Origin of the sequence: Kangiella koreensis DSM 16069, from assembly GCF_000024085.1 — a bacterium.
Taxonomy (GTDB): domain Bacteria; phylum Pseudomonadota; class Gammaproteobacteria; order Enterobacterales; family Kangiellaceae; genus Kangiella; species Kangiella koreensis.
Window position 1 is genome coordinate 782,602 of sequence record NC_013166.1, and the last position, 14,210, is coordinate 796,811.

A 14,210-nucleotide genomic window follows, 5' to 3' on the forward strand; every position below is an offset into this window, starting at 1 on the left:
ATGCATGAAAATTTTCGTTGTGGTTATGCCGCTGTTTTAGGACGGCCGAATGTCGGTAAGTCGACTTTGATGAACCATATTCTCGGTCAAAAAGTGAGCATTACTTCAAGAAAACCGCAAACCACTCGCCATCGAATTTTAGGTATATATACCGATGATGATGCGCAAATATTGTTCGTAGATACGCCTGGTATCCATAAGAATGAAGCGCGTTCTATCAACCGTTATATGAATCGAGCTGCTTCCAGTTCAATGGTCGATGTGGACGTGGTTATCTTTGTAATTGACGGCACTCAATGGACAGAAGATGATGAGCTGGTTTTAGAAAAACTTCAGAAGACTAATTGTAAAACTATTCTGTTCGTCAATAAGGTTGATAAAATTCAGGACAAAAATCAGTTATTACCACATCTGGCAAAAATTACAGAACGCTTTGACTTTGATGCCGTGTTTCCCGGATCAGCTTTACGAGGGGATAACCTTGAGCCATTAGTCAAACAAATTAAAGAATGGCTTCCAAAGGGCGACTTATTTTTCCCTGAAGATTATGTGACTGATCGCAGTCAACGATTTATGGCTGCAGAACTCATTCGTGAAAAATTGATGCGCTCTTTAGGAGAAGAAATTCCCTATTCATCTACTGTAGAAATTGAGCAGTTCAAAACTGATGAGAAAGGCATTTTGCACATCAATGGCTTAATTCTGGTTGAAAGAGCCGGGCAAAAAGCGATTATAATCGGCAAACAAGGTCAACGCTTGAAGCAAATCGGTCAAGATGCTCGGATTGATATGGAAGAGTTATTTGGTTCCAAGGTTTTTCTGCAGCTTTGGGTAAAAGTCAAAGACGGTTGGGCCGATGACGAGCGAGCCTTACGCTCTTTGGGTTATGATGAGAATTGATGGCAGATTCAAACCTTACTGCAGCGTTTGTTTTACATACCAGGCCATTTAAGGAAACTAGCCTGATTGTTGAGTTATTTACAGAAGAGAGTGGTCGGGTAAATGTTTTAGCAAAAGGTGTTCGTGGTAATCGAAAGAATTCAAACCGTGCTTTGCTGCAACCTTTTCAACCGATTAAAGTCAGTTGGTTCGGGCGAAGTGAACTTAAAACCTTAAAGCAGGTTGAAGCAGACGGTTTTTCTCATCGTTTAAATGGCATCGCCAGTCTCTCAGCCTTATACCTTAATGAACTTTTACTGCGCCTATTTATTCAATGGGATCCCCATCCAGATATTTTTCATTTCTATCAAACCAGCCTGCAGCACTTGCAACTGGGGGATAAACCCAATCTGATTTTACGTGAGTTTGAGCTGGAGTTACTGGATGTACTCGGCTACGCAATTGACTGGCAGCATGATATTTATGGTGATGCAATTGAAGAAAATATGACTTATGGGTTTATAGCAGAGCAGGGCTTTATTCCTCAGTTACAGGCTCCCAGCGAAACTTGGCTAGCTGAAGGCAATATTATATTAGCTGTTGCGGAACACCAATGGCATGTTAATGGTGCTCCAGCTTTAGCGCGAAAAGTATGTCGACTCAATATTGATCAGCTGCTAAATGGCAAAGAGCTGAATAGCCGAAAGCTGTTGCAACAAACTCTTGCCATGCAATCTTAGGTTTCATAGCATAGTCTAGGTCTCGTAGGATTAGTGACATAACCTTAATTCATTGTTGTCAGGACAATCCTTCTTTACAATCGTGATAAGTTAGACTTATTAAATCAATGGCAAAATTATGAAAAATCCAATTTTACTTGGGGTCAATATTGATCACATTGCTACGGTGCGTAATGCTCGTGGTACCGACTATCCTGATCCGGTTCAAGCAGCCTTTGTCGCCGAACAAAATGGTGCAGATGGCATTACTGTCCATCTGCGTGAAGACCGTCGCCATATAACTGACCGTGATGTGGAATTATTAGCTCGTACCATACAAACGCGTATGAATCTTGAAATGGCGGTGACTGAAGAAATGCTAGCCATAGCAGAGCGCATTAAGCCTCATTATGTTTGCCTGGTTCCTGAGAAGCGTGAAGAGTTGACTACCGAAGGCGGTTTGGACGTTAAAGGCCAGGAAAGTAAAATCAAAGATGCTTGTCATCGTATGGCGGAAGCTGGTATTCAAGTTTCCTTGTTTATCGATGCCGATGAGGAGCAAATTAATGCCGCTGCCAGAACTGGTGCGCCACTAATTGAAATCCACACAGGCGCTTACGCTGATGCAAAAAGCACCGAGCAACAACAGGTTGAATTAGTTAAAGTAAAACATGGTGTTGAGCATGCTGTTTCAGAAGGCTTGCAGGTCAATGCTGGCCATGGTCTTCAGTATCATAATGTACAGCCAATCGCGGCCATTCCTGAAATTGTTGAGCTGAATATTGGCCATGCAATTATCGGTAGGGCTGTTTTTAGTGGTCTGGATAAAGCAGTTTCTGATATGAAGAAACTGATATTAGAAGCGCGTCATTGGCCGTTTAACTCATAAGGATAGCTAATGATATTCGGGGTTGGAACTGACATTGTTGATATTGAGCGCATAGCGCGCTCAGTGGAGCGCAATGGAGATAAATTTGCTGAAAGGATTCTCGCTCCAGTTGAAATAGAGCTGTATCAAAAAACAAAGAATAAAATCAACTACTTGGCTAAAAGATTTGCAGCAAAGGAAGCTGTTAGCAAAGCGCTTGGAACCGGTATGCGCCAAGGAATAGACTTTGCACAACTGATCATCAGTAACGATGAAATCGGTAAGCCCCAAGTCAATCTGGAAAGTAAGGCGCTTGCTTGGGCTGAACAAAATAAGATTACAAAAATTCATTTATCAATTTCTGATGAAAAAAAACATGCAGTTGCCTTTGCTATCGCTGAGTCACATCTTTAATAGTGTGTGATTGCATTTTTTTTCAAATGAGCCATACAATTCAGATTGTGTTCAGTTTCAAAGTGCTTAACTAGCGCCTGAAAGAACCTTATATTTGAAGCAACAGAAGGAAATTTGTGATGAAAAAAACAATGATAGCCGGTGCAGTTATTGCATCTTTAACAATGGCGACAGCCGTATCTGCTAAAGAAGGTAATTATGTAGGCTTTGGTTTAAGCCAACAGGGCCTTGATACCGGATTTTTTGACGCTGACATGATGACTTTGGATGGAAAGGTCGGGACATATTTTAATGAAAACTTTTCAGGTGAATTGCGTCTAGGCTTAGGTGTCCAAGATGACACCGTGTTTGGCACAGACGTTGATATCGATAATTACTATGGTGCTTATGTTAGATTTGGTGCTCCAGTAACTGATGGTTTCTATCCTTATGCAATTGCCGGTTACACCAATACTAAAGTTGGATACTCTGGTGGTGGTAGTGAATCTGAGTCTGATTTTTCTTATGGATTAGGTGCAGACATGGCCATCACAAATGATGTGGATTTCACTGTTGAGTATATGCGCTATCTTGATAAAGATGCCGGTGAGCTTGATGGTATCGGAGTAGGCTTTAAATTTAAGTTCTAAGCTACTGTTTGAGAAAAAAGCGAGCCTGGTGCTCGCTTTTTTTGTGCCTGAGATTTTCTTTAATCCAAAAATAAATCTTTTTGGATCTGTTCTTCAAACTCAGGATTATAAGCATACTGACTAAAGTCTGTAACCTTGGCCGCTTTTAAAACTTGTTCGTCAATTAACCATAAACCTGTGTAGTTTTTGCTCGGATGAGTGAGAACAATATACGAAGCGTCAGCCATAATTTCCGGCTTACGAGCGTAGTTAAGTGTTTCCTTGTTACCCACTGCAAACTCGATGGCCGCTGTGGCAATATAAGTCTCTGGCCAGAGTGTATTCACTGCGATGCCATAAGGCTTAAGTTCTTCTGCCATACCACGGCTTAAAATACTCATGCCATATTTTGACAGGCTGTATGGACTATAATCTTTGAGCCATTTAACGTCTAAATTAACAGGTGGTGACAAGCTTAAAATATGTGGGTTGTCTGACTTTTTTAAGTAGGGCAGTGCGTAATGGGCGAAGCAATAAACAGCCCTCGAATTCACTTGTTGCATCAAGTCATAACGCTTGGGAGAAGTATCTTCGACAGTGGTTAAACTTATTGCACCAGCATTATTAACTACGGCATCGATGCGACCAAATTGCTCGCCAACTTGGTCGCACAGTTTCTTGATAGCGAGTTCTTTTCTGACATCCAGCTGCACAGCAATAGCTGTACCTCCAGCTTCTTCAACTTCTTTGGCTACTGTATGAATCGTGCCAGGCAGTTTGGGGTGGGGTTGTTCAGATTTGGCGGCAATAACGATGGTTGCACCTTCCTGAGCAAAGCGAATGGCCATGGCTCTACCGATGCCGCGGCTGGCTCCGGTTATGATAATAACTTTGTCTTTCAAACTAGGCATTAAGTGCATCCTTGATAGGTTCTGCTAATGCTTCCGGCTTGGTTGCAGTGGCAAATCGAGTAATTACTTGGCCGTCTTTGCTAATCAAAAATTTAGTGAAATTCCATTTGATAGCCTTGCTACCAAGTAGTCCTGGTGCTTTGCTTTTTAAGTATTGATACAGCGGGTGTGCGTCATCACCATTGACGTCAATTTTTTTAAACAATGGGAAGTTGATATGAAAATTCAGATCGCAAAAGTCTTTAATCTCTTCGTCGCTGCCTTTTTCCTGGTTGTTAAACTGATTGCACGGAAAGGCTAGTACTTCAAAGCCCTGCCCTTTGTATTCTTCATAGAGCTTTTGCAAACCCTCATATTGTGGCGTAAAGCCGCAGGCGCTGGCGGTATTTACAATCAGTAACACTTTTCCTTTGTATTGCTCCAGTGAAACTTCTTGGCCATTATTCAAAATGGCTGAGTATTCGTATATGGTAGACATCTTTTGTTCCTCGATTGGCTTGTTTTTGTTGTGCGGTAATCTTCAACAGAAACTATTACAACACTCTAGCTATGACTGGTCTGCTCTGTCAATCGAAACCCCTAAACCATTTGAATAAACAGGTAGATAGTATGAAAGCATTGATAGGTTTTTCTGCGTTCTTATTAGCGAGCGCATCGGCATTTGCACAGGTGCCAACTATCGCTGATAAGGACTTGAAAATAGCAGCTGAGCTACGCGATGAAGCTTTGAAAAGCTCAATTGGCTATAAAGTAGTTGAATCATTAACCACTGAAGTGGGGCCACGCATGGCGGGCACTCCGGGCGATGCTGCGGCAGTCAAATGGGGCGTTGCTAAGTTGGAAGAGCTTGGTTTTGACAAGGTATGGACCGAGCCAGTGACATTCCCAACCTGGAAGCGCGGCACTGAAAAAGCTGAAGTTATCGCTCCCTATCCACAACCTCTAGTGATTACGGCATTAGGTTTCAGTGTTGGCACACCAAAAGGAGGCCTAACGGCTGAAATCATTCAGTTTGATACTCTTGAAGACCTGGTCAAAGCACCCAAAGGCATCGCTGAGGGGAAAATTGTTTTCATTAAAAACCGCATGAAGCGTGCGCGAGACGGCTCTGGCTATGGTCCAGCGGTTTCTGCACGTGGTCGCGGCGCCGTTGAAGCGGCCAAACAAGGCGCTGAAGCGATCTTAATTCGTTCTATCGGTACTGACAGCCACCGCATGGCTCACACCGGCATGATGCGCTATGAGGAAGGTGTGAAGCGAATTCCGGCCGCAGCCTTGTCTGCGCCTGATGCCGATCTGCTTGAGAATATGACTCGTCGTGGCAAGCCGATAACGGTGAAGCTGGATATCGACGCGCAGGATGGCCCTGATTACACTTCGCATAATGTGATTGGTGAGATTCGTGGTTCAGAAAAGCCTGATGAATATGTCATTTTGGGCGCACATCTGGATTCATGGGATTTAGGAACCGGCGCTTTGGATGACGGTGCTGGTATTGGTATTACCGTTGCAGCTGCAGAATTGATTGCCCGCTTACCAGAGCGCCCGAAGCGCTCGATTCGTGTCATCATGTTCGCCAATGAAGAGCAGGGACTGGTCGGTGGAAAAGCCTATGCTGAAGCGCATAAAGATGAACTGAAGCATATTATTACCGCAGCTGAGTCCGATTTCGGAGCGGGTAAAATCTGGCGTCTCGATTCACGCGTCAAGCAGGATGCCATTCCAGTGGTTGAAAAGATGGTCAAAGTGATGGAGCCGTTAGGTATCACTTATGGTAACAATCGCGCAGGCGGTGGACCAGACCTTATTCCGTTGCGTGGTTACGGTATTTCAGTATTCTCATTGCGCCAGGATGGCACTGATTATTTTGATTATCATCACACGCCAGACGATACTTTTGACAAAGTAGACAAAGAGTCACTGGATCAAAATACAGCAGCTTACGTCGTGTTTGCTTATCTAACTGCACAGATGGAAGGTGACTTTGGTTTTGGTCTTGAGTGAACGATAAGATTTTTAACTGCATTAAAAGACGCGCCGAAGAGCGCGTCTTTTGTTATGTGCATTGTTTGTTTTTCATCCAATTTGTTAAAAAGTGTAAAAAAATAGCCTTTTCTTACTACTTATTTATGTAGTTAATCGAACGATAATTTCAGCTAATAGCACGCATGAGCTTTGCTTGCGCGGGTTTTTGGGGGTTGCTACAATCGATGGGATTTCTTGACTTGAGCCGATACTTTCATCGGTTATAGATTGGTTTGCTTGTGTTCTGATGGAGCACTTTGGTGTGAGTAATTAATGACCAAAAACAGTTTTCGATATACCTTAAGTCTTATTGTTGTTCTGGCGTTGATCTGGATCGGCAACTCGGGTTTTTATAATGGCCTTCTGTTGTCGTTAGGTGCGGTGTCAGTATTGTTTGTTGTGATTGTCGCTCATCGTCTGGATATTGTTGATGAAGAATCACAGCCTCTGAATCTTAGCGGTAGAATTTTTGGCTACTGGTTGTGGTTACTTAAAGAAATCGTTCAGTCAAACATTCATGTGATTAAGCGCATCTGGCTTGGCCCTAAATCTATTAGCCCTGTGGTTATGCAACTGCAAATGAGTCAAAAAACCGATATGGGCAAAACCATCTATGGTAACTCAGTCACTTTAACACCGGGAACGGTAACGCTGGATATCGAAGACAGCGTAATGACAGTTTATGCACTGACTTATGATTCGATTGAATATCTTCAGGGTGGAGAGATGAATCGAAGAGTTAAGCGACTGGAGGATTAATGTTTCTTGCTGCTGCAATTGCAATCATGGCTGCCATGATGCTCGCGATAGTGCGTGCATTTGTTGGCCCAACGATCTATGACCGTATCTTAGCGGTGAATATGTTCGGCACAAAAACCGTTTTATTCATTGCTGTATTAGGCTTTTTAATGGGGCGGCCTGAGTTTCTTGACGTCGCTCTAGTTTATGCACTGATCAACTTTATTGCCGTAATTGGTGTGTTACGCTTCTTCGAATATAAGCGTGTAGCAGACTCCAAGGAGGATGCGCAATGAGTATGTTTCTTGATGGCGTCAGTTGGGCGCTACTGATTACTGGCGGCTTTATGTGCTTCTCTGGTGGCATTGGCATCCACCGATTCCCTGATTTTTTCAGCCGTATGCATGCAGCAGGCGTAACCGATACCTTGGGTAGCGCCTTAATACTTGTTGGCTTAATGCTACAAACCGGTTGGGAAGTCACAGTGCTGGTTAAGCTGGTACTGATTTTATTATTTATCCTGTTGACCAGTCCCACATCAAGCCATGCTCTAGCAAAAGCTGCTTTGCATGGCGGCTTACGACCTTTGCTGGGTAAGTCATCTGATAACAGTGCTATTCCAGACAAGTTTGGAAAACCGCGCTCAGAAACCGATGGTCAATCTTGAGAAATTAAAGGAGCAGAGTCATCGAAATCACCATTAATGTCATATTGCTGGCACTGTTAACGTTAACGGCATTGTCCCTGGCGTTCACAAAAGACCTGTTTGCTTCGGTTATGTTGATGGGTGTTTATAGCCTGCTGACGGCGAGCTTCTTCGTGCTTATGGATGCGGTAGATGTTGCCTTTACCGAAGCTGCTGTGGGTGCTGGTATTTCAACCATCTTGATGGTGACCGTTTTATCTATGGCTGGGCGTTTTGAAAATAGGCAGCTCCATCACCCCCGGATTGCATTATTCGTCGTGTTGATAACCGGTGTTATGCTGGTTTACGGCACTTTTGATATGCCTGCTTTTGGTGACCTGAATGCACCAGTGCAGACGCATGTTGCTCCTTACTACCTACAACAGTCGGCTCAGGATATCGATATTCCAAATGTAGTCACTTCGGTATTAGCCAGCTATCGTGGATTTGATACCTTCGGGGAAGTGGTCGTTGTGTTCACGGCGGTGATTGGTGTTTTGGCAATGCTTGAGTTTTCAAAAAAGCCAGAAACTACGGGTGATGAACCTGCGCCAATGTACCAGCATAAAATTTTACGAATCGTTGGTAAGATTCTTATTCCGCCGATTATGTTGTTTGCACTGTATGTCCAATTCCATGGTGAATATGGTCCAGGCGGTGGCTTTCAGGCTGGTGTAATTTTTGCTGCAGCTATTATTTTGCATGCCATGCTGTTTGGCGTCGAATCAACGCGTAAAGCAGTTTCAATGCCTGTTGTTAAAGTGTTGGCTGCGGTTGGGGTTTTGATTTATGGCAGTGTCGGTGTGGTAGCCATGCTAAATGGTGGACGCTTCCTTGAGTATAACGCCTTGGCTGAAAATCCAATTACCGGTCAGCATGTGGGAATTATTATCATCGAGCTTGGGGTTGGCATTACCGTCGCTACCGCCATGATGTTAATCTTTTTAACCTTTGCCCGACGAGTTGGTAAAGCCAACGGAGAGAGTGCATGAATTTTCTGGAACAATACAATTACTGGATCGTCATTATTCTGATGATGAGCGGTTTTTATATTGTCATTGCCCATGGCAATCTAATTAAAAAACTGATCGGGCTAACTGTTTTCCAGACCTCGGTTTTTATTCTTTATATCAGTATGAGCAAAGTGACCGCTGGTACTGCGCCAATTTTAAACGAGGCCTACAAGGTTTATTCAAACCCATTGCCGCATGTATTAATTTTGACCGCGATTGTGGTCGGGATAGCAACCACAGCATTAGGTTTAGCATTGGTGGTTAGGATCAAAGAAGCTTACGGCTCAGTTGAAGAGGATATGATTCAGGAAAAAGACTTGCAGCAAGAGGGTTCTGAATAGTGATAGAGCATTTACCGATACTGCAAGTGATTGTTCCTTTGCTTGCAGCCCCTATTTGTTTGATTTTACGTGAAGCACGATTAGTTCGTTGGTTCACTTTTATTGCCAGCGCCTTAGCTTTTGTGATCAGCATTTTGTTGCTTCAACAAGTGCAGACTCAAGGAGCCATAAGCTATTCATTAGGCGGTTGGGATGCACCGATCGGCATTGAGTATCGCATCGATTTGCTGAATGCTTATCTTTTAATTTTGGTGACATCAATCAGCTCTTTAGCCTTATTGGCTGCCGGGCCAAGCCTGCGAAAAGAATTAACTGAACGTAAAGAAACCTACTTTTATGTAGCCTATCTTTTATGTCTAACCGGCTTGTTAGGCATTTTAGCTACCGGCGATGCTTTCAATGTTTTCGTCTTTTTAGAAATATCATCGCTTGCGTCTTACACCATGATTGCTATGGGGCGAGATCGCCGTGCACTATGGGCGTCTTATCAATATTTGATCATGGGCACCATCGGAGCGACCTTTATTCTGATTGGTATCGGTCTGATGTACATGATGACCGGCACCTTGAATATGTACGATCTGGCTGAGCGCCTGCCAGAAGTGCAGCAGACTAAAACAGTATTTACCGCCTTTGCATTTTTCGTGGTCGGTGTTTGCTTAAAGCTGGCGCTTTTTCCACTGCATTTATGGCTACCCAATGCGTACGCATATGCACCCTCAATTGCCACAGTTTTCCTGGCTGCAACGGCAACTAAAGTAGCCATCTATGTATTACTAAGATTTATTTTCACTGTTTATGGTTTTGAGTTTTCATTCTCACACTTGCCATTACAGGAAATCTTAGTTGCACTTGGTTTGATGGGGGTTTTTGCTGCTTCGATCGTGGCCATTTATCAAGATAACGTGAAGAGGCTGTTTGCCTATTCAAGTGTGGCTCAAATAGGTTACATGATTTTAGGTTTAGGCATTGGTTCGAAAACGGGCTTAACCGCAACTCTGCTGCATCTGTTTAACCATGCCTTGATGAAAGGTGCCATCTTCCTCGCGTTGGCGGGACTGGTTTATCGCGTGGGCAGTGTCAACCTCAAAGCATTTTCGGGTCTCGGTAAGCAAATGCCGTGGAGTATGGCTGCTATTGTGGTTGGTGGTTTGAGTTTAATTGGTGTGCCATTAACGGTCGGTTTTGTTAGTAAGTGGTACCTGGTTCTGGCTTTGTTAGAGTCGAACTGGTGGCCAATTGCTGTCTTGGTATTAATAGGTTCTTTGCTGGCAGTGATTTATGTCTGGCGAATCGTTGAGGTGGCTTATTTCCGCAAAGCAATGCAAGACAGCGCACCTTACAAAGAAGCACCGTTGATGATTCTGATTCCAACCTGGATTCTGGTGCTTGCCAATATTTACTTCGGTATTGACACAAGCTTTACCGTTGGCCTGTCCGAGCAAATTTCTGGAGTCTTGTTTGAGGGTGCGAAATGATTGAACAAAGTGTATTGATGCAACTAATCATCATTTTGCCGCTACTAGCAATTCCGGGCATTATTGCTTTTGGGAAGTGGCCTAACTTGCGCGAAGCAGTGACCTTGATCTCAGGCGGTTTATTGCTGATTGCAGTGATTGTGTTTTATCAGAATTTTGATGCGGGGCAAGCAGCTTATGTTCACTGGATTGAACTGCTTCCGGGTTTAGATATCGCCTTTAGAGCTGAACCGCTTGGTGTCTTATTCAGCATGGTGGCTGGTTCCTTGTGGCTTGTAACTTCGATTTATGCGATTGGATATATGCGCGGCCACGGCGAAGTCAATCAGACTCGATTCTATGCCTGTTTTGCTGTAGCTATTTCCGCCGTTATGGGCTTGGCTTTTGCCGATAACCTATTCACTTTATTTATCTTTTATGAAGTTTTGACCCTATCCACTTATCCATTGGTTACCCATGCTGGTACTGAAAAAGCCAAGCAGGGTGGGCGTACTTATTTGTCGATATTGTTGGCAACGTCTATCGGCTTCTTGCTGTTAGCGATCGTCGGCACCTGGTGGCAGGCAGGTACATTAACCTTTACTCAAGGTGGCGTATTTGACGACAGCACTTCTAAAGTTGCTGCCAGCGTATTGCTAGTGCTGTTTATTTTTGGCATTGGTAAAGCCGCCATTATGCCATTCCACCGTTGGTTACCAGCAGCAATGGTCGCGCCGACTCCTGTTAGTGCTTTGCTGCATGCGGTTGCGGTTGTGAAAGCCGGTGTCTTCACGGTGTTAAAAGTATGCGTGTATATCTTTGGCATTGATTTGCTGCGTGATATTCCTGCTACTCAATGGTTGCTTTATTTAGCGGCAGCTTCGGTGTTATTGGCTTCATTGGTTGCCATGCGCCAAGACAATCTTAAGAAACGGCTGGCTTACTCTACCGTCAGCCAATTAGGTTACATCACGATTGGTGCCTTGTTAGCTTCGCAGGCCGGTATTCTCGGCGGTGCCCTCCACATTGTGGCTCATGCTTTCGGTAAGATCACACTGTTCTTCTGCGCGGGTGCCATTATGGTGGCAGCCCATAAAACTGAGATCAGCGACATGAGAGGGCTGGGCAAAGCCATGCCGATTACCATGATTGCATTCTTTATTGGTAGCTTGAGCATTATTGGCCTGCCGCCAGCAGGCGGTGTCTGGAGCAAATGGTATTTATTGATGGGAACTTTAGACACGCATCAATGGGTTGTAATGAGTGTCTTGATGGTCAGTTCTTTGTTGAATATCGCCTATCTGTTACCGATTCCATTGCGTGCGTTCTTCCCGGGGGCTGGGCCTCAAGGGGCGGATTTCCGCGCGAATGAGAAAGTTATACGAATTGAGAGAGCTCAGATTAAAGAAGCACCCTGGCCATCATTAATCGCTTTGTCTTTGACAGCAATAATGACGATGGTGTTATTTTTCTGGCCTCATGTGTTTTACGAGCTGGCCGCTTCTCTAGCAGGTTTGTCCGGAGGTATTAATGGCTAAGCAGAATAATACTGAGAAACAGTATTTATTTGATAACCCGAAAAACGTTAAGCGCCTTCTTTATGTGGTGTACGCCATTTGTATTGTCCTGGTGCTATTAGACTTTGTCATTCATCGTCACATTTATCATTCATGGGAATCACTGTTCGGTTTTTATGCCATTTATGGATTCGTGGGCTGTGTAGTTCTAGTGTTGGTGGCAAAGTGGATGCGTACCTTTTTGATGCGCGATGAAGATTATTATGACCGTATTGAATTAAAACAGAATAAAACTCAAAACGAGACCCAAGAGAAGAAAGCAGGAGGCGAGCATGTGGATGATTGAGATGCCAGCTTTCGCTCCGTTCTTTATTGGTGCGCTGATAGCTTTGTTGACCCAGGGGCGCGTGCGTCAGGCTGTGTTGCTGATCACTCCGGTTTTAAGTGGTTTGCATTTATTAACAGTACCGGTCGGAACCAGTGTTGGTTTTGAGCTGGCAGGATTTTCGTTAGAAATCTATCGCGTTGACAAACTTAGCCTGTTGTTCGGGTATATTTTCCATATTGCTGCTTTCCTGGCTATTTTATTCTCCATTCACGTTAAAGACACTTTGCAACAAATCAGCGGACTTTTGTACGCTGGTAGTGCAATTGGTGCTGTATTTGCCGGCGATTTGCTGACGCTGTTTGTTTTCTGGGAACTGCTGGCCATAACCTCGGTGTTTTTGATTTGGGCCAGAGGTACTGAGCGCTCCTATGTTGCAGGTATGCGTTATCTGATCATTCAGGTGCTCTCCGGCGTGATTTTATTGGTGGGTATCATTTTTTACGCTTACCACAAGCAAAGCATCAGCTTTAGTTTGATTGGCCTGGAAGGTACTGCGGGCTGGCTGATTTTTATCGCTTTTGGCATCAAGTGTGCCTTCCCGATGTTGCACAACTGGTTAACCGATGCCTATCCGGAAGCAACGCCTACCGGAACCGTCTTTTTAAGTGCCTTTACTACGAAAGTTGCGGTGTATGCGTTGGCGCGTGCCTATCCTGGGACAGAGTTGCTCATATATATCGGTGTGACGATGGCCTGTTTCCCGATTTTCTTCGCCGTTATTGAAAATGATCTTCGTCGCGTACTGGCCTACAGTATGATCAACCAGATCGGCTTTATGGTGGTCGGTATTGGTATTGGTACAGCATTGGCAGTGAATGGTGCCGTATCACATGCCTTTAACGATATTCTGTTTAAAGGCCTGTTATTTATGTCGATGGGTGCGGTGTTGCACATGACTGGTAAAATCGATGGTTCTAGGCTGGGTGGTCTGTATAAGAGCATGCCCAAAACCGCTATTTTGTGTATGGTCGGTGCCGCTTCGATTTCTGCCTTCCCACTGTTCAGCGGCTTCGTCAGTAAATCAATGGTGATGTCAGCTGCAATTGAAAATGGTTATGGCTGGGCCTGGCTATTGTTGTTATTCTCTGCAGCAGGCGTATTCCACCATGCGGGCATCAAGATCCCATACTTTGCTTTCTTTGCGCATGATTCAGGCATTCGTACGACCGAGCCACCGAAGAACATGCTGATGGCAATGACTATTTCAGCGGTCTTGTGTATTGCGATTGGCGTCTATCCGAACGCTCTCTATCAATTGTTGCCGTTCGATACCGGCTACAATCCTTATGATGCAACACACGTGCTCACTCAGTTGCAGCTTCTGTTCTTCTCTGCATTGGCCTTCGTCTGGTTGAATTTGCGTGGCATGTATCCACCAGAGCTACCGTCTGTGAATCTGGATGCTGATTGGTTGTATCGTCGTTTATTCCCAGCAACCTTGAAGCCATTACTTAACGGCATGTGGCGTCTGGATGAAGCCTTCAGAGGCTGGTTTATGAACCGCTTAAATGGAGCGCTTGGTATGCTGTCGCGTCATGCTCCGGACGGTGTTTTATCAAGAACCCAGCTTTCAGGAAGTATGGTCATCTGGGTCACGATACTGTTGGCGACTTTTCTGATATTAAGTTTTTGGTAGCTAATAATTCA

General features: G+C 44.3%; 17 protein-coding genes. 15 read left to right on the forward strand and 2 right to left on the reverse strand.

All coding sequences use genetic code 11. The annotated features are described in order from the left end of the window. The 5 genes from era (at nucleotide 1) to KKOR_RS03810 (ending at nucleotide 3,509) form a co-directional block, all read left to right on the forward strand. Entirely contained in the window at nucleotides 1–900 is a 900-nt protein-coding gene (era, locus tag KKOR_RS03790; protein ID WP_012800690.1) for a GTPase Era, read from the forward strand. After that, on the forward strand, nucleotides 900–1,619 hold the full coding sequence (recO, locus tag KKOR_RS03795) for a DNA repair protein RecO (protein ID WP_012800691.1): 720 nt from the start codon (nucleotides 900–902) through the stop codon (nucleotides 1,617–1,619). Before era ends, recO begins: the two co-directional genes overlap by 1 nt. A 118-nt stretch (nucleotides 1,620–1,737) precedes the next feature. Beyond that, nucleotides 1,738–2,487 carry a pyridoxine 5'-phosphate synthase gene (gene pdxJ, locus KKOR_RS03800; protein WP_012800692.1) on the forward strand — a complete coding sequence of 250 codons (750 nt, stop codon included), beginning with the start codon at nucleotides 1,738–1,740 and terminating at the stop codon, nucleotides 2,485–2,487. 9 nt (nucleotides 2,488–2,496) lie between these two features. After that, the gene (gene acpS, locus KKOR_RS03805; RefSeq protein ID WP_012800693.1) at nucleotides 2,497–2,880 is read left to right on the forward strand and encodes a holo-ACP synthase; all 384 of its coding nucleotides are present in this window, start codon (nucleotides 2,497–2,499) and stop codon (nucleotides 2,878–2,880) included. Nucleotides 2,881–2,999: 119 nt separating this feature from the next. Beyond that, nucleotides 3,000–3,509, forward strand: a complete 510-nt coding sequence (locus KKOR_RS03810) for a porin family protein (protein ID WP_012800694.1) — start codon at nucleotides 3,000–3,002, stop codon at nucleotides 3,507–3,509. A 59-nt stretch (nucleotides 3,510–3,568) separates the two neighbouring features. Here KKOR_RS03810 and KKOR_RS03815 read toward each other — a convergent pair whose 3' ends face one another. Together KKOR_RS03815 and KKOR_RS03820 are read right to left on the reverse strand one after the other, a co-directional pair. Next, nucleotides 3,569–4,399: an SDR family oxidoreductase gene (locus KKOR_RS03815; protein ID WP_012800695.1), complete on the reverse strand. Its 831-nt coding sequence runs from the start codon at nucleotides 4,397–4,399 to the stop codon at nucleotides 3,569–3,571. Beyond that, nucleotides 4,392–4,877, reverse strand: a complete 486-nt coding sequence (locus tag KKOR_RS03820) for a glutathione peroxidase (RefSeq protein ID WP_012800696.1) — start codon at nucleotides 4,875–4,877, stop codon at nucleotides 4,392–4,394. The genes KKOR_RS03815 and KKOR_RS03820 overlap by 8 nt, the downstream gene beginning before the upstream one ends. Before the next feature lie 131 nt (nucleotides 4,878–5,008). On the opposite strand from KKOR_RS03820, the gene KKOR_RS03825 reads away from it, so the two are divergent. The 10 genes from KKOR_RS03825 (at nucleotide 5,009) to KKOR_RS03870 (ending at nucleotide 14,199) form a co-directional block, all read left to right on the forward strand. After that, nucleotides 5,009–6,403: a M28 family peptidase gene (locus KKOR_RS03825; protein WP_012800697.1), complete on the forward strand. Its 1,395-nt coding sequence runs from the start codon at nucleotides 5,009–5,011 to the stop codon at nucleotides 6,401–6,403. Between the two features lie 294 nt (nucleotides 6,404–6,697). Next, a complete protein-coding gene (locus KKOR_RS03830; RefSeq protein ID WP_012800698.1) occupies nucleotides 6,698–7,183 on the forward strand; it encodes a Na+/H+ antiporter subunit E in 486 nt (161 codons plus the stop codon). Further along, the gene (locus KKOR_RS03835) at nucleotides 7,183–7,458 is read left to right on the forward strand and encodes a monovalent cation/H+ antiporter complex subunit F (protein ID WP_012800699.1); all 276 of its coding nucleotides are present in this window, start codon (nucleotides 7,183–7,185) and stop codon (nucleotides 7,456–7,458) included. The genes KKOR_RS03830 and KKOR_RS03835 overlap by 1 nt, the downstream gene beginning before the upstream one ends. Beyond that, complete coding sequence (mnhG, locus tag KKOR_RS03840; protein ID WP_012800700.1) at nucleotides 7,455–7,829, forward strand: monovalent cation/H(+) antiporter subunit G; 375 nt, start codon at nucleotides 7,455–7,457, stop codon at nucleotides 7,827–7,829. The genes KKOR_RS03835 and mnhG overlap by 4 nt, the downstream gene beginning before the upstream one ends. A gap of 44 nt (nucleotides 7,830–7,873) precedes the next feature. Then, nucleotides 7,874–8,839: a DUF4040 domain-containing protein gene (locus KKOR_RS03845; RefSeq protein ID WP_012800701.1), complete on the forward strand. Its 966-nt coding sequence runs from the start codon at nucleotides 7,874–7,876 to the stop codon at nucleotides 8,837–8,839. Next, the gene (locus KKOR_RS03850) at nucleotides 8,836–9,201 is read left to right on the forward strand and encodes a cation:proton antiporter subunit C (protein WP_012800702.1); all 366 of its coding nucleotides are present in this window, start codon (nucleotides 8,836–8,838) and stop codon (nucleotides 9,199–9,201) included. Before KKOR_RS03845 ends, KKOR_RS03850 begins: the two co-directional genes overlap by 4 nt. After that, complete coding sequence (locus tag KKOR_RS03855) at nucleotides 9,201–10,679, forward strand: monovalent cation/H+ antiporter subunit D family protein (RefSeq protein ID WP_012800703.1); 1,479 nt, start codon at nucleotides 9,201–9,203, stop codon at nucleotides 10,677–10,679. Before KKOR_RS03850 ends, KKOR_RS03855 begins: the two co-directional genes overlap by 1 nt. Beyond that, entirely contained in the window at nucleotides 10,676–12,196 is a 1,521-nt protein-coding gene (locus KKOR_RS03860; protein WP_012800704.1) for a monovalent cation/H+ antiporter subunit D family protein, read from the forward strand. The genes KKOR_RS03855 and KKOR_RS03860 overlap by 4 nt, the downstream gene beginning before the upstream one ends. After that, nucleotides 12,189–12,521 carry a hypothetical protein gene (locus tag KKOR_RS03865; protein ID WP_012800705.1) on the forward strand — a complete coding sequence of 111 codons (333 nt, stop codon included), beginning with the start codon at nucleotides 12,189–12,191 and terminating at the stop codon, nucleotides 12,519–12,521. The genes KKOR_RS03860 and KKOR_RS03865 overlap by 8 nt, the downstream gene beginning before the upstream one ends. Then, nucleotides 12,508–14,199 carry a Na(+)/H(+) antiporter subunit D gene (locus KKOR_RS03870; protein ID WP_012800706.1) on the forward strand — a complete coding sequence of 564 codons (1,692 nt, stop codon included), beginning with the start codon at nucleotides 12,508–12,510 and terminating at the stop codon, nucleotides 14,197–14,199. The genes KKOR_RS03865 and KKOR_RS03870 overlap by 14 nt, the downstream gene beginning before the upstream one ends. Nucleotides 14,200–14,210 lie beyond the last annotated feature (11 nt).